This is a genomic window from Streptomyces sp. MGP-P1, assembly GCF_057766565.1.
In genome coordinates this window covers 1,177,207-1,199,815 of sequence record NZ_JBYMEM010000005.1, presented here as the reverse complement: position 1 = coordinate 1,199,815, position 22,609 = coordinate 1,177,207, and the positions used below count along the sequence as shown (strand labels likewise).

The 22,609-nt window shown below is 72.6% G+C and carries 19 protein-coding genes, 1 pseudogene and 1 riboswitch; of the genes and pseudogenes, 12 read left to right on the top strand and 8 right to left on the bottom strand.

Features of this window, described 5'->3' with window-relative positions:
* Positions 1 to 22 precede the first annotated feature (22 nt).
* Positions 23 to 1,138: a DUF4037 domain-containing protein gene (locus AC3CH1_RS14875; protein WP_488463330.1), complete on the bottom strand. Its 1,116-nt coding sequence runs from the start codon at positions 1,136 to 1,138 to the stop codon at positions 23 to 25.
* 108 nt (positions 1,139 to 1,246) lie between these two features.
* Positions 1,247 to 1,447: a hypothetical protein gene (locus AC3CH1_RS14870; RefSeq protein ID WP_488463329.1), complete on the bottom strand. Its 201-nt coding sequence runs from the start codon at positions 1,445 to 1,447 to the stop codon at positions 1,247 to 1,249.
* Between the two features lie 72 nt (positions 1,448 to 1,519).
* Between AC3CH1_RS14870 and AC3CH1_RS14865 the strand changes: the two genes are divergently transcribed.
* Positions 1,520 to 2,719, top strand: coding sequence for an ATP-binding protein (locus AC3CH1_RS14865; protein ID WP_488463328.1), 1,200 nt, complete (start codon positions 1,520 to 1,522; stop codon positions 2,717 to 2,719).
* The gene (locus AC3CH1_RS14860; protein ID WP_488463327.1) at positions 2,716 to 3,753 is read left to right on the top strand and encodes a ParA family protein; all 1,038 of its coding nucleotides are present in this window, start codon (positions 2,716 to 2,718) and stop codon (positions 3,751 to 3,753) included. The genes AC3CH1_RS14865 and AC3CH1_RS14860 overlap by 4 nt, the downstream gene beginning before the upstream one ends.
* A 145-nt stretch (positions 3,754 to 3,898) precedes the next feature.
* On the opposite strand, the gene AC3CH1_RS14855 is transcribed toward AC3CH1_RS14860, so the two are convergent.
* Both AC3CH1_RS14855 and cobN read right to left on the bottom strand, forming a co-directional pair.
* On the bottom strand, positions 3,899 to 5,071 hold the full coding sequence (locus AC3CH1_RS14855) for a hypothetical protein (protein WP_488463326.1): 1,173 nt from the start codon (positions 5,069 to 5,071) through the stop codon (positions 3,899 to 3,901).
* A gap of 63 nt (positions 5,072 to 5,134) precedes the next feature.
* Positions 5,135 to 8,740: a cobaltochelatase subunit CobN gene (gene cobN / locus AC3CH1_RS14850; RefSeq protein ID WP_488463325.1), complete on the bottom strand. Its 3,606-nt coding sequence runs from the start codon at positions 8,738 to 8,740 to the stop codon at positions 5,135 to 5,137.
* On the opposite strand from cobN, the gene AC3CH1_RS14845 reads away from it, so the two are divergent.
* The 4 genes and pseudogenes from AC3CH1_RS14845 (at position 8,739) to AC3CH1_RS14830 (ending at position 13,032) form a co-directional block, all read left to right on the top strand.
* Positions 8,739 to 8,867 carry a hypothetical protein gene (locus tag AC3CH1_RS14845; RefSeq protein ID WP_488463324.1) on the top strand — a complete coding sequence of 43 codons (129 nt, stop codon included), beginning with the start codon at positions 8,739 to 8,741 and terminating at the stop codon, positions 8,865 to 8,867. The two genes, cobN and AC3CH1_RS14845, sit on opposite strands and share 2 nt — an antisense overlap.
* Positions 8,858 to 8,937: riboswitch (cobalamin riboswitch) on the bottom strand. Its footprint overlaps the gene before it by 10 nt.
* Positions 8,938 to 9,456: 519 nt before the next feature.
* A pseudogene (locus tag AC3CH1_RS14840) lies at positions 9,457 to 10,829 on the top strand (cobalamin biosynthesis protein CobG).
* Positions 10,830 to 10,882: 53 nt separating this feature from the next.
* Entirely contained in the window at positions 10,883 to 11,509 is a 627-nt protein-coding gene (locus tag AC3CH1_RS14835; RefSeq protein ID WP_488463323.1) for a precorrin-8X methylmutase, read from the top strand.
* Between the two features lie 11 nt (positions 11,510 to 11,520).
* Positions 11,521 to 13,032 (top strand): precorrin-2 C(20)-methyltransferase, encoded by a 1,512-nt coding sequence (locus tag AC3CH1_RS14830; protein WP_488463322.1) that lies wholly within the window; start codon positions 11,521 to 11,523, stop codon positions 13,030 to 13,032.
* Here AC3CH1_RS14830 and AC3CH1_RS14825 read toward each other — a convergent pair.
* Positions 13,017 to 13,781 carry a cobalt-precorrin-6A reductase gene (locus AC3CH1_RS14825; RefSeq protein WP_488463321.1) on the bottom strand — a complete coding sequence of 255 codons (765 nt, stop codon included), beginning with the start codon at positions 13,779 to 13,781 and terminating at the stop codon, positions 13,017 to 13,019. The two genes, AC3CH1_RS14830 and AC3CH1_RS14825, sit on opposite strands and share 16 nt — an antisense overlap.
* A 16-nt stretch (positions 13,782 to 13,797) precedes the next feature.
* Here AC3CH1_RS14825 and AC3CH1_RS14820 point away from each other — a divergent pair, with 16 nt between their 5' ends.
* Positions 13,798 to 14,919: a cobalt-precorrin-5B (C(1))-methyltransferase gene (locus AC3CH1_RS14820; protein WP_488463320.1), complete on the top strand. Its 1,122-nt coding sequence runs from the start codon at positions 13,798 to 13,800 to the stop codon at positions 14,917 to 14,919.
* A gap of 166 nt (positions 14,920 to 15,085) precedes the next feature.
* Here the strand turns inward: AC3CH1_RS14820 and AC3CH1_RS14815 are convergent, their stop codons facing one another.
* Positions 15,086 to 16,198 carry a hypothetical protein gene (locus AC3CH1_RS14815; protein ID WP_488463319.1) on the bottom strand — a complete coding sequence of 371 codons (1,113 nt, stop codon included), beginning with the start codon at positions 16,196 to 16,198 and terminating at the stop codon, positions 15,086 to 15,088.
* Between the two features lie 421 nt (positions 16,199 to 16,619).
* On the opposite strand from AC3CH1_RS14815, the gene AC3CH1_RS14810 reads away from it, so the two are divergent.
* Positions 16,620 to 17,141, top strand: coding sequence for a hypothetical protein (locus AC3CH1_RS14810; RefSeq protein WP_488463318.1), 522 nt, complete (start codon positions 16,620 to 16,622; stop codon positions 17,139 to 17,141).
* A 24-nt stretch (positions 17,142 to 17,165) separates the two neighbouring features.
* Here the strand turns inward: AC3CH1_RS14810 and AC3CH1_RS14805 are convergent, their stop codons facing one another.
* Entirely contained in the window at positions 17,166 to 17,810 is a 645-nt protein-coding gene (locus AC3CH1_RS14805) for a dihydrofolate reductase family protein (protein WP_488463317.1), read from the bottom strand.
* 187 nt (positions 17,811 to 17,997) lie between these two features.
* Here AC3CH1_RS14805 and AC3CH1_RS14800 point away from each other — a divergent pair, with 187 nt between their 5' ends.
* The 4 genes from AC3CH1_RS14800 to AC3CH1_RS14785 all read left to right on the top strand — a co-directional run bounded on the left by AC3CH1_RS14800 (position 17,998) and on the right by AC3CH1_RS14785 (position 21,295).
* On the top strand, positions 17,998 to 18,552 hold the full coding sequence (locus AC3CH1_RS14800) for a flavoprotein (RefSeq protein WP_488463316.1): 555 nt from the start codon (positions 17,998 to 18,000) through the stop codon (positions 18,550 to 18,552).
* Positions 18,553 to 18,847: 295 nt separating this feature from the next.
* On the top strand, positions 18,848 to 19,318 hold the full coding sequence (locus AC3CH1_RS14795) for a cation:proton antiporter regulatory subunit (protein WP_403912360.1): 471 nt from the start codon (positions 18,848 to 18,850) through the stop codon (positions 19,316 to 19,318).
* A gap of 2 nt (positions 19,319 to 19,320) precedes the next feature.
* Positions 19,321 to 20,610, top strand: coding sequence for a cation:proton antiporter (locus AC3CH1_RS14790; RefSeq protein ID WP_488463315.1), 1,290 nt, complete (start codon positions 19,321 to 19,323; stop codon positions 20,608 to 20,610).
* 229 nt (positions 20,611 to 20,839) lie between these two features.
* The gene (locus AC3CH1_RS14785) at positions 20,840 to 21,295 is read left to right on the top strand and encodes a tellurite resistance TerB family protein (RefSeq protein WP_488463314.1); all 456 of its coding nucleotides are present in this window, start codon (positions 20,840 to 20,842) and stop codon (positions 21,293 to 21,295) included.
* A gap of 150 nt (positions 21,296 to 21,445) precedes the next feature.
* On the opposite strand, the gene AC3CH1_RS14780 is transcribed toward AC3CH1_RS14785, so the two are convergent.
* Positions 21,446 to 22,519: a PucR family transcriptional regulator gene (locus AC3CH1_RS14780; protein WP_488463313.1), complete on the bottom strand. Its 1,074-nt coding sequence runs from the start codon at positions 22,517 to 22,519 to the stop codon at positions 21,446 to 21,448.
* Between the last annotated feature and the right edge of the window lie 90 nt (positions 22,520 to 22,609).

Here is a 22,609-nt window from a genome sequence, read left to right as displayed (position 1 = left end):
CGTCCGGTGGCGCGGGCCCCCGTCAGCCGCCGAGCACGTCGACCGCTGCCCGCACGGGCCCCTGCCGCCCGAGGAAGTCCGTGCTGTCGGCCCACTGGTCCACGCTCCCGGTCAGCGGCAGGGCCCGCAGTTCCGGGTCGGTGATGGTCCGGGCCAGGGCGTGGGCGAAGCGCTCGGCGTGCAGCACCTGGAACGGGCGGCCGTGGTACGGCCGCCGCCCGGGGTCCACCGCCTCCGCCAGGCCCGAGCGGTTCTGGAGCGCGGCCACGGCCTCGTACGCGTCGCAGAGGTGCCCTTCGCGTGCCGGGTGGTCCGTGGCCGTGACGGCCCCCCGCAGGGCGGGCAGCAGCTCGTCGGCCCCGGGCAGCCGGGCGAAGGCGCTCCCCAGCCACTTGCCGTACGGCGCGTACTCCCGGGCGAGGAGCAGGCACAGGCGCATCAGGTCCCGCACGAGCCGCCCCGCGACCACGGCGGACCCCAGCTCGTCCCCCACCTCGGCGCAGCGTCCGACGAACGCCTCCTCCTGGGAGATCCGCTGCCACTGGCAGGCCAGCAGATAGCGCCACACCTCGTCCGGATACCAGGCCAGCTCCCGCCGCACCCGGGTCAGCGTGCCGACGCCGTCGTGGAACAACGCGCCGCCCGTGGTCTCCGCCAGCCTCTGCTGCGGCATGGCCAGCCAGTCGCGGACCGCCGGCGCGGAGGGCTCCCCGCCGGGGCCGGGGCGGAGGCCGAGCCGATCGTGCAGCCACCCGCCGACGTCGGCGACGAGGACGCGGTGGTGGACCGGGCCGTCCGTCAGCTCCATGTGCCCGACCGGGTCGTCCGGGTCGGCGTGCCGGAAGTGCGTCGGCCAGCCGCGCACCTGCTTGGGCAGCCTCTCGGCGAGCAGGCGGCGCAGCCGCTCCCCGTGCGCGGCGGCATCGGCCGGTTCCAGGAACAGGTCCAGGCGCGGGCCCCATTCATGGTCCGCCGATCGGGCGGTGTCGAAGCCGAGCACCTCGGAGCCGGAGCCGATCCGGGCGGCGGCGTACCGCAGTCCGGGGTACTCCGCGTCGAGGAACGGCCGCACGGCCTCCTCGTAGAGGATCCGGGACAGGTCGAGTCCGGGCAGGAACGCGCGGGCGGGGGTCGTCATCCGCCCACTCTGCCCGGCCGGGGGCGTCTCTTTCCAGGCGATTTTCGGGTCGCGGAGCAACGGCTCACGTCGGCCCGGGGAGCCGGTCGGGAGCGAAACGAGCGAGCACTACAGCACGTGGTGGACCTTCCCTGCCCTGATGCCCCGGAGGAGGGTGCTCAGCGCCTCCCGGGTGTCCGTCCGGTAGGCCCTCTCCTGCCCGACGACCGCTGTGCAGGCGTTGCCGTCGGCGTCGGTACCCAGGCGGAAGCAGTTGGAGCTCTCCGCGCAGAAGGGCTCCTCCTTCCGGCGGCCCGTCGCGCGCTTCACCCGCTGCCCCCACTCCGGGGCCCCCGGCGGGCACCCGCGCTTCCACTGTCCGGCCCGCCGGGAACTGAGAGGATGCGCACTGTGAGCAACGATGATCTGGCCGAAGTTCTGGGCACCCGCGAGAGCACGACGCTGGAGTTCAAGCGCACGGCGAAGCGGGAAGGCAAGCGCGGTGACGCCATCGCCACGGCCGTGTGCGCCATGGCCAACGACCTCTGTGGCCATGGGGGCGGTGACATCCTTGTGGGCGTGAACGACGCCGGAGATCCGGTGGACGATGTCGACACGAGCGATCGCGCGCTGCTGGCCCTGACCGACCTCCGGGACGACGGCCGCATTCTCGACCGGCCGTCGCTCACCGTCCGCGTAGCCTGCTACAAGGGCAAGCCGGTCGTGCACCTGCGCGTGGAAGCCTCGGCCGCGCCGCCCGTACGGTGCGACGGCGTGGTCTGGGTCCGGCCGGGACCCACCACCCGACGGGCCGGGCGAGAGGACGAACGCGTGCTGTCCGAGCGCCGCCGGTCGGGGGACGGGCCGTTCGACGTCCGGCCCGTGGCCCGCGCGACGCGCGACGATCTGGACCTCGATCTGTTCCAGCGTTCTTATCTGCCTTCCATGGTCGATCCCGAGGTGATCGAGGAGAACGGCCGCCCGCTCGATGTCCAGCTGGCCTCTTGCCATCTCGCCACGCCGGACGGCACCCCCACCGCACTCGGCCTGCTGGCCCTCGGGCTCGACCCGTCCAGCAGCATCCCGGGTGCGTACGTCCAGTTCGTGCGGTACGAAGGGGTCGACCTCGACGCGCCCGTCGCCGACGAGCAGGAGTTGCGGCAGAATCTGATCGGCACGGCTGCCCGGCTCGAACCTCTCCTGCGCAGCAATCTGAGGACCCGGATCGTCGGAGACGGCTTTCGGGAGACCCCGCAACCGGACTACCCGCTGGAAGCACTGCGGGAGATCTGCATGAACGCCCTGATGCACCGGAACTACGAGACCTCCTACGCCCCGACCCGCATCGTCTGGTTCGACGACCGCATCGAGGTGACCAATCCGGGCGGGCCGTTCGGCCAGGTACGGGACGACAACTTCGATCTGGTGACGGACTACCGCAACCCGTCGCTCGCAGCCGCCTTGAAGGGGCTCGGTTACGTCAACCGCTTCGGCCGGGGCATCGGCAGGGTGCGGGCGGCCCTGGAGCGCAACGGAAATCCGCCCGCCGAGTTCCAGGTGGACGACTCGTCCTGGGCCGTGACCCTCAGGAGGGTCGTATGACCGCGACATCGATCGCGCTTTTCAACAACAAGGGGGGCGTCGGCAAGACCACCCTCGCCTATCACCTGGCGCACATGATGGGCCGCCTCGGCCGGAACGTCCTGGCCGTGGACCTCGATCCGCAGGCCAACCTGACGTCCGTGTGCCTGGACGAGAGCGAGATCGAGGACCTGTGGTCGAACCCCTCGGAACTGATCGCCCAAGGCCTCGTACCGGCGAAACTGAACGGCACGGGACGTATCCGTGAGGGCCGGACCGTCGCCGACGCGGTACGGCCCATCCTGGAGGGCACGGGCGATGTCGCCCTGGTGGAGCCGGTCCTGCTGAAGCCCGGGCTGTGGCTGCTTCCCGGGAGCCTGGACCTGAGCCGATTCGAGGACAAGCTCTCGAACGAGTGGTTCAAGTCGTTCGCCGGGGACATCGCCGCGATCCGGACCACCACCGCGTTCCACCGCATGATCGAGCACGCCGCCGCGTCCGTGGAGGCCGATATCGTGCTCATCGACGTCGGCCCCAACCTCGGCGCCATCAACCGCGCGGCGTTGATCGCCGCCGACAGCGTGCTGATGCCGCTCGCCGCCGATCTGTTCTCCCTCAAGGGACTCAGCAACCTGGGGCCGACGCTCCGGGAGTGGCGGCACAACTGGCGTCAGGTCGTCCTGCCCCAGGTGCCGGCGGGGATCTCGGCGCCCCCGGCGGAGATGACACCGCTGGGATACGTGATCATGCAGCCGGAGATGCGTCTGGACCGCCCCGTGAAAGCCTACGAGCGCTGGCTCGGGCGCATTCCGCACGTCTACTCCTCCGCCGTGCTGAACGCGAAGGACCCTTCGTCCCAAGACGCTCTCCATCACATCGCGACACTGCGCAACTACCGCAGCCTGATGCCTCTCGCACACGACGCGAGGAAGCCGATGTTCGAACTCAAAGCCGCGGACGGCGCGCTCGGCAGCACCCAGAAGTACGTACAGACCTGCTACAGGGAGTTCAAAGGGCTGGCCGAGAACGTCCTGGACCGCGTGGCCGACCGGTAGCGAGGTCAGGGCCACGGCCTGGTGCGGGAGAAGGTCAGCGGCAGGGCCCGCAGTCCGGGTCCGTGCCGCTCCGGCCGGGTGGTGGCGGGCCCTGACCGAGTCGGAGGGTCGGGTCAGGTCGGGTCGGGTCGCCCGGCGGCCCCGCTCAACCGCCCTTCTTCGCCTCTCCCACCGGCCGCCGGTCCACGACCCGGCCCGTCCCGTCCGCGTCCAGGTGGGCGGTGCCCTCCTCGCCGGTCACCGTGACCCGGACCCGAGGTCCCTCTCCCGTCCCGGCCCCGGGCGTCACGTCGATGCGCCAGCTCTTCGGTTCGCGTACGCCCAGGGTCGTGCGGGCCTCGTGGACCAGCGTGGGGAACAGCTCGTACGGGAGCAGCTGGACGTGGATCGTCTCGGCGGCCGGGCGGGCGGCGTCGCCGCGGATCCTCATGCGGCGTTCCTCGATGGTGATCGCGGTGACCTCCGAGGTCCCCACGCGGGCCTCCAGCTCCGTGGCCGTCTCCCGCATCCGCCCGAGGACCAACAGCGAGGAGGAGGGGCCGGAGACGGTGGTGGACGAGGAGAACGTCCGGGAGGAGGAGGCGGACGACGTGGCGGAGGGCTGCTTCGAGGAAGGTCCCGTGTCGTCGTCGGAGGTGAACAGCTCGCCCCGGAAGAGGAGCACCACCAGCGCCGCACCCGCCAGGAACATGATGAGCATCAGCCCGCACCAGGAGCTCTCGCCGGGCCCCGGCTTCTCCACCAGCGTGGACTCGGGCGCGGAGTCGATCTCCGCCTCCTCGGCCCGGCGGCTCCACTCCCGGGTCGGGCGGGTGACGATCCGCACCTCCCAGGGCTCGTCCGGGCGGTACTCCACGACGGCGATGGAGCGCGGCCGGTAGACGGGGAGGTCGACCAGGTTGATGCGCTCGTCGATGTTCACCCGGTACGCCGGCCGGCCGTCCTCCGGTTCCGGCGCCACGGTCAGCCGGAAGTCCACCGGTACGTTCGCCGATTCGCCGCTCGTGGCCCGCAGGTCCTCGATCCGGGCGAGGGCGGTCCGGGTGACCGGCGGCGTGCCGGGGCCCGGCGCCCACCGCCCGGCGACGGCGGCGATCAGCACGACGAGGACCAGGCCCCCGACCCCGGTGAGGACGACGGGCAGCTCCTCCAGGATCGCGCCGACCACGACGGCCGCGATCGCCGCGCCGATCACCCCCGACACGACCGTCAGGCGCAGGGCTTCGAGAATCCTGCGCACAGCCGAACTCCCGGGCGCCGCACGCTCGTTGACCTCAAGCGCGTCCTGCCCGGCCGGCCCCTGCCCCATGGTCCCCATGACCGTGATTGTGCCGGTCGGGGGCGATCCGGGGCAGGGGGCGGCGGAAGAAATACGCCGGGGTCAGTCCTCGCCCTCCAGGTTCCCTTCCGTCTCCAGGTACACCTGGCGCAGCGCGTCCAGCACCGCCGGGTCGGGCTTGGCCCACATGCCGCGCGACTCGGCCTCCAGGAGGCGTTCCGCGATGCCGTGCAGGGCCCAGGGGTTGGCCTCCTGGAGGAACCGCCGGTTCTCCGGGTCCAGGACGTACGTCTCGGTGAGCTTGTCGTACATCCAGTCGGCGACGACGCCGGTCGTGGCGTCGTACCCGAAGAGGTAGTCGACGGTGGCCGCCAGCTCGAACGCGCCCTTGTAGCCGTGGCGGCGCATCGCCTCGATCCACTTGGGGTTGACGACCCGGGCGCGGAAGACGCGGGACGTCTCCTCGACGAGCGTCCGCGTGCGGACGGTCTCGGGACGGGTGGAGTCCCCGATGTACGCCTCCGGGGCCTTGCCCTTGAGCGCGCGCACGGTGGCCACCATGCCGCCGTGGTACTGGAAGTAGTCGTCGGAGTCCGCGATGTCGTGCTCGCGGGTGTCGGTGTTCTTGGCGGCGACCTCGATGCGCTTGTAGGCGCTCTCCATCTCCTCGCGGGCCGGGCGGCCGTCCAGTTCGCGGCCGTAGGCGTAGCCGCCCCAGACCGTGTAGACCTCGGCGAGGTCGGCGTCGGTGCGCCAGTCGCGGGAGTCGATGAGCTGGAGGAGGCCCGCGCCGTAGGTGCCGGGGCGGGAGCCGAAGATCCGGGTGGTGGCCCGGCGTTCGTCGCCGTGCTCGGCCAGGTCGGCCTGGGTGTGCGCCCGTACGTAGTTCTGCTCGGCGGGCTCGTCCAGCGAGGCGGCCAGCCGTACGGCGTCGTCGAGCAGCCCGACCGTGTGCGGGAACGCGTCGCGGAAGAAGCCCGAGATGCGCAGCGTCACGTCGATACGGGGACGGCCCAACTCCTCGTACGGGATGGGTTCCAGGCCCGTCACGCGGCGGGAGGCGTCGTCCCAGACGGGGCGGATGCCGAGCAGCGCGAACGCCTCGGCGATGTCGTCGCCCGCCGTGCGCATGGCACTGGTTCCCCAGAGGGAGAGGCCGACCGAGGTGGGCCAGTCGCCGTTGTCGGTGCGGTAGCGGGTGAGGAGCGAGTCGGCGAGCGCCTGGCCGGTCTCCCAGGCGAGCTTGGAGGGGACGGCCTTCGGGTCGACCGAGTAGAAGTTCCGGCCGGTGGGGAGGACGTTGACCAGGCCGCGCAGGGGGGAGCCGGACGGGCCGGCGGGGACGAAGCCGCCGTTCAACGCGTGCACTGCGTGCGTGAGTTCGTCGGTCGTGGCCGCCATGCGCGGGACGACCTCGGTGGCCGCGAAGGTGAGGATGTCGGCGACCGCGTCCGGCAGCCCGGCGGCGACGGACGCCACGGCGGCCGGGTCCCAGTCGGCGTCGTCCATCGCCTGGACGAGCGCGCGGGCCTGCTCCTCGATGGTGTCGGCGGCGGTGCGGGTGGCGGCCGACTCGTCGAGGCCGAGCGCCTCGCGCAGCCCCGGCAGCGAGGCCGTGCCGCCCCAGATCTGCCGGGCGCGGAGCACGGCGAGCACCAGGTTGACCCGGTCGTTCCCGGCGGGCGGGTTGCCCAGCACGTGGAGCCCGTCGCGGATCTGGACGTCCTTGATCTCGCAGAGCCAGCCGTCGAGATGCATGATGAAGTCGTCGAAGCCCTCGTCCTCCGGCCGGTCCTCCAGGCCGAGGTCGTGGTCGAGCTTCGCGGCCTGGATCAGCGTCCAGATCTGCGCGCGGATCGCGGGCAGCTTCGCCGGGTCCATCGCGGCGATCTGGGCGTGCTCGTCGAGGAGTTGCTCAAGCCTGGCGATGTCGCCGTAGCTGTCGGCGCGGGCCATCGGCGGCACGAGGTGGTCGATCAGCGTGGCGTGGACGCGGCGCTTGGCCTGCGTGCCCTCGCCCGGGTCGTTGACCAGGAACGGGTAGATCAGCGGCAGGTCGCCGAGGGCGGCGTCGGGACCGCAGGCGGCCGACAGACCCGCGTTCTTGCCGGGCAGCCACTCCAGGTTCCCGTGCTTGCCGAGATGGATCATGGCGTCCGCGCCGAAGCCGTTGTCGTCGGCGGAGGCGGCGATCCAGCGGTAGGCGGCCAGGTAGTGGTGCGAGGGCGGCAGATCGGGGTCGTGGTAGATCGCGATCGGGTTCTCGCCGAAGCCGCGCGGCGGCTGGATGAGGATGAGGAGGTTGCCGCGCCGCAGGGCCGCGAGGACGATGTCGCCCTCCGGGTTGGCGGACCGGTCGACGAACATCTCGCCGGGGGCCGGGCCCCAGTGCCGCTCCACGGCGAGGCGCAGCTCCTCGGGGAGGGTGGCAAACCAGCGGCGGTAGTCGGCGGCCGGGATACGGACCGGGTTCTTGGCCAACTGCTCGTCGGTCAGCCACTCCTGGTCGTGGCCGCCCGCCTCGATCAGCGCGTAGATCAGCTCGTCGCCGTCACCGGAGACCAGCCCCGGAATGTCGGCCTCCGGGCCGAAGTCGTACCCCTCGGCACGCAGCCGTCGCAGCAGGGCGACGGCACTGGCGGGCGTGTCGAGCCCGACCGCGTTACCGATCCGGGAGTGCTTGGTCGGGTAGGCGGAGAGCACGAGCGCGATGCGCTTCTCCGCGTTCGGGATGTTCCGCAGCTTCGCGTGCCGTACGGCGATCCCGGCGACCCGGGCCGCCCGCTCGGCGTCGGCGACGTACGCCGGAAGCCCGTCCTCGTCGATCTCCTTGAAGGAGAAGGGGACGGTGATCAGCCGGCCGTCGAACTCCGGCACCGCGATCTGGGTGGCCGCGTCCAGGGGGGAGACGCCCTCGTCGTTCTCCTCCCAGGCGCTGCGCGGGCTGGTGAGGCAGAGCGCCTGGAGGATCGGCACGTCGAGCCCGGTGAGGGCGCCCGCATCCCACGACTCGTCGTCGCCGCCGGCCGACGCCTCGGCGGGCTTGGTGCCGCCCGCCGCGAGGACGGTGGTCACGATGGCGTCGGCGGCGCGGAGCGCGTCGATCAGCTCGGCCTCCGGCGTACGGAGGGAGGCGACGTACAGCGGGAGCGGCCGGGCCCCGGCGTCCTCCACGGCGGTGCACAGCGCGTCGATGAACGCGGTGTTCCCGCTCATGTGGTGGGCGCGGTAGTAGAGGACGGCGACCGTCGGCGCACCCTCGGCCACCTCACGGGCCTCCCGCTCCAGCGGCCCCCACGCGGGGGCCGGGGCGGGCGGCTCGAAGCCGTGGCCGGTCAGCAGCACGGTGTCGGAGAGGAACCGGGCCAGCTGTTCCAGGTTGGCGGGCCCGCCGTGCGCGAGGTAGGCGTGCGCCTCGGCGGCAATGCCGATCGGCACGGTGGAGGCGGCCATCAACTGGGCGTCGGGGGCCTGCTCACCGGTCAGCACGACGACGGGGCGGCCGGTGGCCAGCACCGCGTCGAGCCCTTCCTGCCAGGCCCGGACGCCGCCGAGGAGGCGTACGACGACGAGGTCGACGCCGTCCAGGAGGTCCGGCAGTCCGTCGAGGGAGACGCGGGAGGGGTTGGCGTACCGGTAGCTGACGGGTCCCTCGGAAGCGCGGGCGCTCAGGAGGTCGGTGTCGGACGTCGACAGGAGCAGGATCATGCTGCGTCAGGCCTTCCTCGGGGTGTCCACGCCCCGGGCGGTGTCGGAGGGTCTCCCCACGTCCGGCTCGGAGGCCGGGCGCTGCGCCCGGCTCAAGAACCGGGCGCTCGGGAAAGGGAGTTCCTGACTCGCCCGGCCGGTGGTGGCGGCCGTGCTCACAGTGGCGGGACCGCGCCGGAATCTCACCGGGCTTCCTCCCCTGTCGCCGTCTGGCGATGGCGGCCTGAACGGACCACCGCCTGCATCCTAAGCGGCGGGGCGGTTCAAGGGCAGGGGGCGGGGGTGCGGCGGTGATCACCGCAGGGCGGTTCAAGGGCAGGGGGCGGGGGTGCGGTGGTGATCACCGCGCACGGGCACGGCGGCTGTCCGTACCCCGCTGAGCATCGGGTCGAGCCTGTTGGTGTCCGCCGTGCAGGTCTGGCGTGGAGGCGTGTCCCGGAGGTCGGTCCCGGAGGCCGGTCCCGCAGACCGGTCCCGCAGGTCTGGACTGGAGGCCGGTCCCGCAGGCCGGTCCCGCAGGCCGGTCCCGCAGACCGGTCCCGCAGACCGGTCCCGGAGGTCTGCCCCGCAGGCCGGTCCCGCAGGCCGACCCCGCAAGCCGACCCCGCAGACCGGCCCCGCAGTTCTGTCCCGCCCCCCCGTTCCCACGGATCGGCCTCACCCGCTGTCCCGCAGGTCACAGGAGCGATCCCCTCGACGGGACCGGCCCGGTCGGTATGCTCGCCGCCATGCCCGATCCCGCCCCCTCGCCCCTTTCCACGGGCGGCGCATCCCCCCGCGACGGCGGCGACGCCTGCCCGGGGACGCTGCGGCTGCACCGGGCCGACGACGGTGCGCTGGCCCGGGTACGCGTCCCCGGCGGGGTGCTGAGCGCGGACCGGGCGGACGCGCTGCTCGCGGTGGCCCGCCGGTTCGGGGACGGTGAGCTGCATCTCACCTCGCGGGGCAACGTCCAGCTGCGCGGCCTCGACGCGGAGTGCGGCGGCGGGCCGGCCGAACTGCTCGGCGCCGCCGGGCTGCTGCCGTCCGCCGCGCACGAGCGGGCCCGCAACATCGTGGCCTCGCCGCTCGCCGGACTCGACGGATCACCCTCGCTCGGCGGCTGGTTGTCCGAGCTGGACGGCCTGGTGTGCGGGTCGGCCGCCGCCGCCGCGCTCTCCGGCCGCTTCCTCTTCGCCCTCGACGCGGGCCGCGGCGACGTGGACGCGCTGGGCGCGGACGTGACGCTGATCGCGGAGGGCGGCCACTGCCTCCTGCGGGTCGGAGCCGCCGACGAGGTGTTCCGGCTGCCGGCGGCGGACGGCCCGCGCGCCGCGCTCCTGGTTGCCGAGGCGTTCCTCCGCGCCGCCCGGGACTCCGGCGCGTGGCGGGTGAAGGACCTGCCCGAGGACGTACGCGCCGCGCTGGTCCGCACCATCGGGGCGGCGGCGGGCCCGGCTGTTCACCGCCCACGCCCGGGGCGCCGAAGGTTCCGGCCCCGGGCCCGGTCACCGCACCGGACACCAGCACGCCCACGACAGCGCCCCCGGCAGAGGCAGCGGCAGCGAGAGCGACCGTGACCGCGATCAGCGTCGGCGTGCCGCTGGGCCGCCTCGCCCCCGCCCAGTGGCGGCTGCTCACCGAAACGGCCCGGCGGTACGGGAACGAGCTGCGGCTCACCCCGTGGCGCGGGATCATCATCCCCGGCACCTTCGGGCAGCCCGGACCCTCCGGGCAGTCCAGGCCCTCCGGGCAGTCCGGGCCCGCGGCGGAGGCGCTGGACACGCTGGCGGCGGCCGGGCTGATCACCGGCCCGGACTCCCCGTGGACCGGCGTCGGCGCCTGCATCGGCCACCCCGGCTGCGCGAAGTCGCTGTCCGACGTGCGGGCCGAAGCGGGGGCCGCTGTCGGACCGGTCGGGCGGCTCCCTGTGTACTGGTCCGGGTGCGAACGCCGCTGCGGCCACCCCCACGGGGAGTGGATCGACGTGGTCGTCACGCCCGACGGGCACCGGATCTCGCACGTTCGGGGCGAACACCGTGCCCCCCGGGCGGCGGTCCGGAACGACCCGGCGGCACTCGCCGCGGCGGTGGCCGCGGCCCGCGCCTGAGCCCTCTCCCCTCCCCCATACCGGCTACACCGGCAGAAGAAAGCGACAGCACTGTGCACCAGTACGAGAAGGACGGACCGGCGATCTACCGCCAGTCCTTCGCCACCATCCGCGCGGAGGCGGATCTGGCCGGGCTGCCCGCCGACGTGAGCCAGGTCGCCGTCCGGATGATCCACGCCTGCGGCATGGTCGACCTCGTAACGGACCTCGCCTTCTCGCCGAACGCCGTGGCCGACGCCCGTGCGGCCCTGCGGTCCGGCGCGCCGATCCTCTGCGACGTGGCGATGGTGGCCAGCGGGGTCACCCGCAAGCGGCTGCCCGCGGACAACGACGTGGTGTGCACGCTGTCGGACCCGTCCGTGCCGGAGCTGGCCGCGAGGATGGGGACCACGCGCAGCGCGGCGGCCCTGGAGTTGTGGCGGGACCGGATGGAGGGGGCGGTGGTCGCGGTCGGCAACGCCCCGACCGCCCTGTTCCGGCTCCTGGAGATGATCGAGGAGGGCGCCCCGCGCCCGGCCGCCGTCATCGGCGTCCCGGTCGGCTTCGTCGGCGCGATGGAGTCCAAGGAGGCGCTGGCCGAGCACCCGTCGGGCCTGGAGCACCTGATCGTGCGCGGCCGGCGCGGCGGCAGCGCGATAGCGGCGGCGGCGATCAACGCCATCGCGAGCGAGGAAGAATAGTGACTTCTCCGGTGAAAGACACCAGTACCGGCAGGCTCTACGGTGTCGGGCTCGGCCCCGGCGACCCGAACCTGATGACGCTGCGGGCCGTCCAGGCCATCGGCGAGGCCGACGTCGTCGCGTACCACAGCGCCCGGCACGGCCGCTCGATCGCCCGGTCCATCGCGGCGGCGCACCTGCGGCCCGACCACATCGAGGAGGCCCTGGTCTACCCCGTCACGACGGAGACCACGGACCACCCGGGCGGCTACCGGGGCGCGCTGGAGGAGTTCTACGAGAAGGCAGCGGCCCGTCTCGCGGCGCACCTGGACGCGGGCCTGACGGTCGCGGTGCTCGCCGAGGGCGACCCGATGTTCTACGGCTCGTACATGCACATGCACAAGCGCCTGGCCGACCGCTACACCACCGAGGTCATCCCCGGCGTCACCTCCGTCAGCGCGGCGGCGGCCCGCCTCGGCACCCCCCTGGTCGAGGGCGAGGAGATCCTCACGATCCTCCCCGGCACCCTCCCGGAGGAGGAGTTGACGGCCCGTCTCGCCGCCACGGACACGGCCGTGGTGATGAAGCTGGGGCGTACGTTCCCGGCGGTGCGCGGGGCGTTCGAGGCGTCGGGGAGGCTGGCGGAGGCCCGGTACGTGGAGCGGGCGACGATGGCCGGGGAGCGCACGGGCGACCTGGCGGACATCGACCCGGCGTCCGTCCCGTACTTCTCGGTGGCGGTGCTGCCGAGCCGCGTCGACGCGCCGCGTCCGTCCGGTAAGGCCGACGGCGAGGTCGTGGTCGTGGGCACAGGACCGGCGGGCCCGCTGTGGCTGACGCCCCAGACCCGGGGAGCGCTCGCCGCCGCCGACGCCGTGGTCGGCTACACGACCTATCTGGACCGGGTGCCGGTCCGTCCCGGTCAGGCGCGGCACGGCTCGGACAACAAGGTTGAGTCGGAGCGCGCCGAGTTCGCCCTGGACCTGGCGCGGCGGGGCCACCGGGTCGCGGTGGTCTCGGGCGGCGACCCCGGGGTCTTCGCGATGGCGACGGCGGTGCTGGAGGTGGCCTCGCAGGACGCGTACGCGGACATCCCCGTGCGCGTCCTCCCCGGGGTCACCGCGGCCAACGCGGCGGCGGCCCGCGCGGGTGCGCCCCTGGGCCACGACTACGCCACGATCTCCCTCTCGGACCGGCTCAAGCCGTGGGAGGTCATCGCGGAGCGCCTGCGCGCGGCGGCCTCGGCGGACCTGGTGCTGGCCCTGTACAACCCAGGCTCCAAGTCCCGTACGTGGCAGGTCGGCAAGGCCCGCGACCTGCTCCTGGAGCACCGCTCGCCGGACACCCCGGTGGTGCTGGCGCGCGATGTGGGCGGCCCGGCGGAGAGCGTACGGACGGTGCGGCTGGCCGACGTCGACCCGGCGGAGGTGGACATGCGGACGCTGCTGATCGTGGGCTCGTCGCAGACCCGGTGGGTCGAGCGGGGCGGTTCCGGCGCCGGCCGGTCCATCGTGTGGACGCCGCGCCGCTATCCGGAGGCGTAGAGCTTCCGTACCCACTGGAGGGCCTCGTCGGGCGTCGCGGCCACCGGCACCCCGTCCGGTACTGGTGGCCGCCGGACGACGACGACGGGAATCCCGGCTTCACGGGCGGCGGTGAGCTTGGGGGCGGTGGCGTCCCCGCCGCTGTCCTTGGTGACGAGCACGTCGATCCGATGGCGGCGGAGCAGCTCCCGCTCCCCGCGGAGATCGAACGGCCCCCGGTCGAGCAGCACCTCCATCCGGGCCGGGCAGGGCGGCTCCGGCGCGTCGACGGACCGTACGAGGAACCACAGGTCGTCCAGGCCGGCGAAGGCGGCGAGTCCCATCCGCCCGGTGGTGAGGAAGACCCGCTCGCCGAGTGCGGGCAGCAGCTCGGCGGCCTCGGCGAGCGTTCCGGCGGTGTGCCGGCGGTCGCCGTCCTGGGCGACCCAGCCGGGCCGGCGGAGGGCGAGGAGAGGAACATGGGCCCGAGCGGCGGCCTCGGCCGCGTTCCGGCTCATGGTCGCGGCGAAGGGGTGGGTGGCATCGACGACGGCGTCCACACCGTGCTCACGCACCCAGGCGGCGAGCCCCTCGGGCCCTCCGAACCCGCCGACGCGCACGTCGCCCGGCGGCAGCCGGGGAGCGGAGACCCGCCCGGCGAGCGAGGTGGTGACCCGAACCCCCGGGTCATGGGCGACCAGGTGCTCGGCCAGCCGGCGCGCCTCGGTCGTACCCCCCAGAACAAGAACATGCACAGGCAGCACAGGCATCGGAACGGACTCTCTCGTGAACGCTGAGGCGCAGGGCGGTCGCAGTGCCCAACTCAAACACACCGGCCTGCGCCCCGGCTGGACGACCGGGGCCTGTGCGACGGCGGCGACGACGGCCGCGTACACGGCACTGCTGACCGGCGACTTCCCGGACCCGGTGACCATCACCCTGCCGAAGGGCCAGACACCGGCGTTCGCGCTGGCGGTGGAGGAGCTGACGACCGGGCCGGGGGAGGCGGTGGCGACGGCCGGAGTGGTGAAGGACGCGGGCGACGACCCGGACGTGACGCACGGGGCGCTGGTCCGCTCGACGGTACGGAGACTGCCGCCCGGTTCCGGCGTGGTGTTCCGGGCGGGCCCGGGCGTGGGCACGGTCACCCTCCCCGGGCTGCCCCTCGATGTCGGTGAGCCCGCGGTGAACCCGGTCCCGCGCCGACTGATGCGCGAGCACGTGGAGCGGGTGGCGGCGGAGCACGGCGGGACGGGGGACGTGGAGATCACGGTCTCGGTCGACCACGGCGAGGAGATCGCCCGCTCGACGTGGAACGGCCGGCTCGGCATCCTGGGCGGCCTGTCGATCCTTGGCACGACGGGGGTGGTGGTCCCGTACTCCTGCTCGGCGTGGATCGACTCGATCCGCCGGGGAGTGGACGTGGCGCGGGCGGCGGGCCTGACCCATGTGGCGGGCTGCACGGGCTCGACGTCGGAGAAGACGGTGGTGTCGGAGTACGACCTGCCGGACATCGCGCTGCTGGACATGGGCGACTTCGCGGGCGCGGTGCTCAAGTACGTACGCCGCCATCCCGTCGCCCGCCTCACCATCTGCGGCGGCTTCGCGAAGCTCTCCAAACTGGCGGCGGGCCACCTGGACCTGCACTCGGCCCGCTCCCAGGTCGACAAGCCCTTCCTGGCCGACCTGGCCCGGACGGGCGGGGCGAACGAGGAACTGGCTTCCCGGATCACCACCGCCAACACGGGCCTGGAGGCCCTGCGCCTCTGCGAAGCGGCGGGCGTCCCCCTCGGCGACCTGGTCGCCGCCCGGGCCCGCGACGAAGCGCTGTCCGTCCTACGGGGCGCGCCGGTGGAGGTGGACGTGATCTGCATCGACCGGGCGGGGGTGGTGGTGGGACGGGGGTAGGGCCGGTACACAACGCTGGACTCCCGGTTCCCCGAGCCCCCCGCCACGGCGGGGGCGGCTACCCCTTCTCGATGGCGTCAAAAACGTCGGCATCGGTTTCCTGCTGCCAGGCCGGGAGGTCGGGCCGGTCCGCACCCCGCCAGGCCGCACCCCGCCGAATACGTGATCAGCCCACCCGTTCCTGCCGGTTGCGGCTGAACCCGCTACGGAGCCGCTGGCCCCCCGGGCGCCCCGGAGCAGCCGCCGCGGCGGCGAGCCGTCCCCGCCACCCGTCCGGGTCCCGCCCGGCCTCCACGGCGGCCGCCGCGTCGTCGGCGAGGTCGACGCCGAGGTCCGCGGCCCGGCGCTCGGCCCAGCGGGCCCAGGCGGCGGCCTGCTGGCAGTCGGGGCACTCGGTCTCCTCGGCCATGGCCCGGAAGACGTGCTCGGTCCCGGGCCCCTCGCAGGTGACGAGGGGGGCGACGTACCGGGGAGCGGCAGGCGGGGGCGGCGGGTCCGACGGCGGACGCATCGGCTCGGCGTCGGGTACGGAGTCGACGGCCTCGGGCATCTTCTGCTCCAGCCGGTGCCGCAGGAACCCCACGGCGCACCGGACCCCGTCCTGCGGCAGATTGCTGCTCAGCACACGGCGCAACTCGCCCCCGGAGACCCCGCGCCGCAGCCACTCCACCGTCTGCGCGAGGAGCGAACGAGCCTCGGCGACACCGAGGCGGAGCCCGTGGCTCGCGTGCCGCAGCGACAACAACACCCGTTCGGCTTCGACTTCTTCGGCAGTCAGCGGTTCCGGCGTCCGTGCCGCGTCAGCGTCGGGGGCTTCGGTGGGTGGGTGGGAAGAGTTCTCCTCCCGTTCTTCGTCCACCGGTAGTTGATGACCGACGGTCCGACCCCTCGGCCGACCGGCGGTCGGATACCGCGCACTCGGAGACGGCGCGGCAGCGGCATCGAGACCCGCGTCGCACCACAGCCCGAGGACCTCGGCCTCGGCCAACGGCACGTTGGCGAACAACTGCTGCGTCGCCCAACGCCCCCGCTCTCCGCAGACCCGCCGCTCATGCACGAACCCGCACATGACCAACTGCTCCTTGACCCGCTGGAACGCCCGCCCCTTGATGCCCAGCTTCCGGGCGTGCTCGGACAGAGCCAGATCTGTGCCGCCGTCCGGCAACCCCTGAACGTAAAGAATCAGAACCTTCGCGTCACTGCACAGACGCGGATGACGCACGACATCGTGCGAAGCCTTCGTGTAGCGCCGAGACGGCGCGATAGCATGCCAAAGCATCCCGGTGGGACCTGTGCTTTCCACTAGTTGGGTGAAGGCCCTCGGCTCGGTGCTGTGAACACCACCGGGGGCCGCCCCATGTGCGGGTACACACAGAGCGTGATGACGCGATCACGGTACCGCAGCCGGGAAGGCGCAAGGACCAAAAGGCGGAACACCCCACCCGACCAGGTGACTTACTGGTTCCGTGGGCACATGCGCGACGACGACCACCCACCCGGAACGCACCCCACGCGTCCCTTGCTCCTCCTGGACGTGGACGGCGTGCTGAACTCCTTCGACGAGCTTCTGGGCGGGAAGCCGTAGCGATTCCAGCGCGTGCGGAACACGGTCCGTGCGGGCGGAGATCGCGTGCCGCTACCGCGCCCTGGCGTACGTTCGGACCCATGACGTGCACCCTGAGATCCCGGCCGGTGGCCCAGTGAGTGGCTGGTGGGCCTACCTGGAGGAACGGACCCGCCATGAGGTGGATGCCGACGTGCTGCGCGACCGTCGGCTGTCGGCGGTCAAGTCCGTCTGGCTGGCGCTGCGCCCGCTGGGGGTCGGCCTGCACGAGGCCGAGTTGGTGGTCCAGGAGCGCTATGAGGCTCTGGGCGACCGGGTGCGGTACACGCCGCCCGATCCGCTGGACCTCCCCTCGCTCGCAGCCCGGGTCGCAGCTCTTCCCGGCCGAGTGGCCGCGGTGGAGGCGGTGTGGGACGGCGACACCGTGCACGGCTGGTTCGTGGACCTGGTCGCGGTCCTGGACGCTCCGGAGGGAGAGAGCCGCCTCGCGACCGTCTACCACCGCTCTGACAGCCCTCCTCCTGCCATTGCCGCCGCCGAGGCCGGGCGGGCGCTGGCCGGCCACCTTCAGGTGCCCTTCCACTTCGCTTCTCCGGACGACCCGGATGACCAGGCCCCGCGCTGGAGGGCGAGCCAACGGTTGGCGGAAGGGCCATGAGAGGGCACCGGGTCGCCCCCGCCGTCACTTCCGCCAGAACAGGTGATGCGTCATGCCGCTCGGACTCGGAACGACCTCCAGGTGGTACCGGTCGAGCAGCTCGTCGGGCGACTCCCACAGGCGCAGGCCGGTCCCCAGCTTCACCGGTGCGACCGCCACGTGCAGGGTGTCGACCAGGCCCGCGTCGAGGAACTCACGGATCGTGGTGACGCCGCCGCCGAGCCGCACGTCCTTGCCGCCGGCCGCTTCCCGCGCCCGGTCGAGGACCGACGCCGGTTCGCCGTCCACGAAGTGGAACGTGGTGTCCGACAGCGTGAGCGACGGGCGCTCGTGGTGGGTCATCACGAACACCGGGGTGTGGAAGGGGGGTTCCTCGCCCCACCAGCCCTGCCACTCGTGGTTCTCCCAAGGCCCGCGCTGGGGGCCGAACTTGTTGCGGCCCATGATCTCCGCGCCGATGTTGTGGGCGAAGTCCCGCGTGAGGTAATCGTCCAGGCCCCGGCTGCCGCCCGGCTCCGTGCGGTTCGGCCAGCTCGCCGTCGCCCCGGCCCAGGAGAAAAGCCGCTCGGGGTCGACGTGACCGAACGGCCGTTCCAGCGACTGTTCCTCACCGGCCGCGATGCCGTCGCTGGAGACGGTGAAGTTCTGGACTTTCAGCAGCTGAGTCACGGGCTTCTCCTGCTTGTGTTCGGTCAACGACGGTGGTGTGACCCCATGGAGAGGGAAAACTCATCGGTCGGGGGGCAGAGCTCAGCTCAGCTCAGCTGAGCTCAGCTCAGCTCAGCTCAACTCAGCTCAACTCACTTCACGTCACCTCACCACACCGTCCGCGCATCAGCGATCCAGGAGAGTCCTCGTGAGCGATCAGTCCGGCCGCCCCGCCCACAAGCCGTTCCTGTACGTCGTCGTCTGCGCGGCCGGGGTCGCCCGTGACGCCGACCGTCTGTTCGCCGCCGCGCAGGACGCCGGGTGGGAGGTGGGCGTCATCGCCACCCCGCAGGGGCTCGGCTTCCTCGACGCGGCGGCCGTCGAGGCGCGGACCGGGTATCCGATCCGCTCCGGCTGGCGCGCCCCGGGCGACCCCCGCCCGTTCCCGGACCCGGATGCCATCGCCGTCGCGCCCGCCACGTTCAACACCGTCAACAAGTGGGCGGCCGGGATCTCGGACACCCTGGCCCTCGGCATCCTCTGCGAGGCGTACGGGCTCGGCGTCCCCATCGCCGTCCTCCCGGCCGTGAACTCCTCCCTCGCCGCGCACCCCGCGTACGTCGAGAGCCTGCGGAGGCTGCGCGGCATGGGCGTCCTCGTCAGCCACCGCACCCCGCACACGCCCAAGTCCGGTGAGGCGGCGCCCTTCCCCTGGGAGGACGCCCTGGAGCTGCTCGCGCCCGTGCTCTCCGCGCATACCTGAGCGGCGATCCGGTGGACGCCGGGCGGCGGGCTCGGCCGGCACGCCGCCCCGTCCCCTCCCGCGTACGCGAACCGAACGACCAGGGCGATTTTCGGCCAGGGCGGCCAGTGCGGCGAGGCCGGCCACGGCGCTGGCTCGTGTGATCACCCCGTCCTACCTGCCCGATACCCGCCCGATACCCGCCCGCACGGCTTACGGCCTCGGCCCCCCGGCGGATTTTCGCCGCCCGATAAGGTAATGGCCGGATAAAGAGATCGCCAAGTGCGCGCACCGCCGCGCGTCTCGGGAGGAAGTCATGGGAACCCGCCGCACGTCACTGCCCGGAGTGGGCGCTCAGTACGACTTCACGACCGAGACGGGCCAGCACATCTCGGTCGTCGTCCACCACGACGGCCGCCGGTTCATCGGGTTCTACGAACAGGACGACCCTGATTCGTGCCAACTCTCCGTCCCCCTGACGACGTCCGAGGCCACCGCGCTCGCGCACCTCATCGATCCGGCGCCCATCGACGCCGTACGGACCGATGGCATCGACCTCGTCACCGAGCACATCCCGCTCGGGTCCCGCTCCCCGTACGGCGGGCGGCTGCTGGGGGAGACGCGGGCACGGACACGGACCGGGGCGTCCATCGTGGCGGTGCTGCGCACCCACAGCGCGCACCCGTCGCCGGAACCGGATTTTCGACTGGCCATCGGGGACACACTCGTCGCCGTCGGTACGCGTGAGGGCGTCGACGCGCTCTCCGAAATCATTGCGGAGGGCTGACCGTGCACGACACGACTGCGTTGCTGGTGGAGCTGGGAGCCGTCATCCTCGGGCTGGGGCTCCTGGGACGGCTCGCCGGGCGGATAGGCCTCTCCCCGATCCCGCTCTACCTCCTCGCCGGGCTGGCGTTCGGACACGGCGGGCTGATTCCGCTCAAGGCCAGCGAAGAGTTCACCATGGTGGGCGCCGAGATCGGCGTCATCCTGCTGCTTCTCCTGCTGGGGCTCGAATACAGCGCGTCCGAGCTGGTCACCAGTCTGAAGACGCAGTATCCGTCCGGCGCCGTGGACTTCGTGCTCAACGCGACGCCCGGCGCCGTCGCGGCGCTGATCCTCGGCTGGGGCCCCGTGGGTGCGGTCGCGCTCGCCGGTGTCACCTGGATCTCGTCGTCCGGGGTGATCGCCAAGGTCATGACCGACCTCGGTCGGCTCGGCAACCGCGAGACACCCGTCATCCTCGGCGTCCTCGTCATGGAGGACCTGGCGATGGCGGTGTACCTGCCGCTGCTCACCGCCATGCTCGCCGGGGTCAGCCTGGCCGGCGGCAGCCTCGCGCTGGTGATCGCGCTGGGGGCCGTCGGATTCGTCCTCTACCTGGCGCTCCGACACGGCCGTCTGATCAGCCGCGCGGTCTCCTCCGACAACCCGGAGATGCTGCTCCTGGTCGTCCTCGGCCTCACCGTCCTGGTCGCCGGTGTCGCCCAGCAGCTCCAGGTGTCGGCGGCCGTCGGCGCGTTCCTCGTCGGCATCGCGCTCTCCGGCGAGGTCGCCGAGGGCGCCCGCAAGCTGCTCACCCCGCTGCGGGACCTGTTCGCCGCCGTGTTCTTCGTCTTCTTCGGGCTCTCCACGAACCCGGCCGACATCCCGCCGGTGCTGCTGCCCGCGGCCCTGCTGGCCATCGTCACCACCTTCACCAAGATCGCCACCGGCTACTACGCGGCCCGGCGCGCCGGGATCGGCTCGCGCGGCCGCTGGCGGGCGGGCGGCACCCTCGTCGCGCGCGGTGAGTTCTCCATCGTTATCGCCGGTCTGGCCGTGGCCACCGAGCCGCGCATCGGCCCCATCGCCACCGCGTACGTCCTGATCCTCGTCATCCTCGGCCCGCTCACCGCCCGGTGGACGCAGCCCCTCGCGGCGAGGATCGAGGCCCGTCGCGGCGGCGGCGACGGGAAGAGCAAGGGCGTGAGCGGCGCGGAGAAGGAGCCCGTCGCGAAGTCCGCTCCCGAGCGCCGGCTGCCGTCGCACGACGACCTCACCCCCGAACCGGCGGTCGAGACGCGCACGCGCGAGTAGCCGCCTTACGGCCCTGCCGCTCGCGGCCCACGGCGAAGCCCCCGGACACCCTCACCGTCACCGTGTCCGGGGGCTTCGGCGTTTCCGGGGGCTTCGTGGGGAAAGCGCCCCGCGCCCCGCTGTCAACATCTACACGCCTGTAGAGTTACATCCGTTCCGGCCCCGGCTCCGGCTCCGACCGCGGTTCCGGTTCCGGTTCCGGATTCGCACCGCAACGTAGGGAGACGTCATGGCTCTGTGGGATCGCATCAAGGAATCCGCGTCGTCGATGCAGACGCAGCTGGAGGCGAAGAAGAACGACCTGAAGTCGGGGTCGTTCCGGGACGCGAGCATGGCCATGTGCGCCCTCGTCGCCGCCGCCGACGGTTCCATCGACCCGTCGGAGCGTCAGCGCGTCGCGACACTCATCTCGACCAACGACGTCCTGCGGAACTTCCCCGCGGACGACCTGCAGCGCCGCTTCAACGGCTACGTCGACCAGCTCACCACCGACTTCGCGTTCGGCAAGGTCAGCGTCCTCCAGGAGATCGCCAAGGCGAAGAAGAAGCCGACCGAGGCCCGTGCCGTGGTCCAGATCGGCATCGTCATCGGCGGCGCCGACGGTGACTTCGACCCGTCCGAGCAGGCCGTCGTGCGGGAGGCGTGCTTCGCGCTCGACCTGCCGCCGCACGAGTTCGACCTGTAGGGCCCACCAGGACCGCCGGTGCGGTCACGTGGGCAGGCCGACCACCGGCCCACGTCCCCTCCCCACCGGCAGGCCGGGGGTGCGTCACCCCCCTGAGCACCCCCGGCCACATCTTCCGTCCCCCGCCCCCAGCCCCTCCCCGGGCGGCCGTCACAGCTCCTTGGCCGGCCAGTCCAGCAGCCGGGCCCCGATGACCGCCGTCTGCAGGCTGTAGCGGTGCACCGGGTCCGAAGGGTCGGACCCGGTCAACTGGTGGATACGCTCCAGGCGGTACGTCAGCGCCCGCACGCTCAGCGCCAGTCGGCGGGCGGTCTCGGCGGCGACACAACCCGCGTCGAAGTAGACAGCCAGGGTGTTCAGCAGCGGTTCCGCGCCGCCCCGCGCCTTCTGGAGCGGGCCCAGCTCGCTGCGCACCAGATCGGCCATCGCCTGCCGGTCCCGGGTCAGCACCGGGTAGACCATGAGGTCCGAGGCGTACAGCACGGGGTCGTCCATCCCCATCCGGTCCGCCAGGTCGAGGGCTTGCAACGCCTCGTCGTACGAGTGGACCACCCCGCCGGGACCCTTGTGCGGGCGGCCCACCGCGACCTGGCCGCCGTCCGTCGCCGCGTGCGCCTGCTTGGCGAAGTAGCGCAGGACGTCGGGCTGACTGCCCGGTGCGATGCAGACGATCCGGCCGTCCTTCGTCGTCAGCAGGATCTTGCGACCGCTGAACCGCGCCAGCAGCGCCGCCTCCACGCTGCGCGGCACCACGTCCGTCTCCGTGTACGCCTCCGGGCCGGACGCCACAGCCACCGCGTGCGCCCGGGAAAGCCGCAGGCCGAAGCGGGTCGCCCGCTCCGCGAGGCGCACCAGATCGCTGCGCCCGTAGAGCAGGTCGTCGATGAACTCCCGGCGCGCCGCCTCCTCCCGCCTGACGGTGAGCCGCTGGGCACGCTCGAAGCCCTCCGCGAACGCGTCGACCGCCTGCTCCACGGCGGCCAGGACGGCGTCGATCGTGGCAGGGGAGTTTCCGGCAGCTCCGCGCGGCCAGGCCTCTCGGGTCTGCGCCAGATGCATCGTCACCAGAGCGCGGAGTTGATGCCCCGCGTCCGCCGCAGCACGGCCCAGCGCACGACGAGCTTCCAGTTCATCCCGGGTCAAGCGACGGCCGGTGAGGGCGACTTCGCCCAGAATGTAGGCATAATTGCCCAACATTTCCTCGGGAATCCTCAGCTCGGCCACGCACTCTCCTTCAGCCTTGCACCAGTCTCGTCATTTCCTCAACGCACACGGGGCGGTGCCGGTGCCCGGCATTAGTGAAGCGTAAAGATT

Excerpts from the sequence above, each read along its gene's own strand:
- AC3CH1_RS14875 (WP_488463330.1), bottom strand. The coding sequence starts at position 1,138 with ATGACGACCCCCGCCCGCGCGTTCCTGCCCGGACTCGACCTGTCCCGG.
- AC3CH1_RS14865 (WP_488463328.1), top strand. The coding sequence starts at position 1,520 with ATGCGCACTGTGAGCAACGATGATCTGGCCGAAGTTCTGGGCACCCGC.
- AC3CH1_RS14860 (WP_488463327.1), top strand. The coding sequence starts at position 2,716 with ATGACCGCGACATCGATCGCGCTTTTCAACAACAAGGGGGGCGTCGGC.
- AC3CH1_RS14855 (WP_488463326.1), bottom strand. The coding sequence starts at position 5,071 with ATGGGGACCATGGGGCAGGGGCCGGCCGGGCAGGACGCGCTTGAGGTC.
- AC3CH1_RS14845 (WP_488463324.1), top strand. The coding sequence starts at position 8,739 with ATGCTGCGTCAGGCCTTCCTCGGGGTGTCCACGCCCCGGGCGGTGTCG.
- cobN (WP_488463325.1), bottom strand. The coding sequence starts at position 8,740 with ATGATCCTGCTCCTGTCGACGTCCGACACCGACCTCCTGAGCGCCCGC.
- AC3CH1_RS14825 (WP_488463321.1), bottom strand. The coding sequence starts at position 13,781 with ATGCCTGTGCTGCCTGTGCATGTTCTTGTTCTGGGGGGTACGACCGAG.
- AC3CH1_RS14815 (WP_488463319.1), bottom strand. The coding sequence starts at position 16,198 with ATGCTTTGGCATGCTATCGCGCCGTCTCGGCGCTACACGAAGGCTTCG.
- AC3CH1_RS14795 (WP_403912360.1), top strand. The coding sequence starts at position 18,848 with ATGGGAACCCGCCGCACGTCACTGCCCGGAGTGGGCGCTCAGTACGAC.
- AC3CH1_RS14785 (WP_488463314.1), top strand. The coding sequence starts at position 20,840 with ATGGCTCTGTGGGATCGCATCAAGGAATCCGCGTCGTCGATGCAGACG.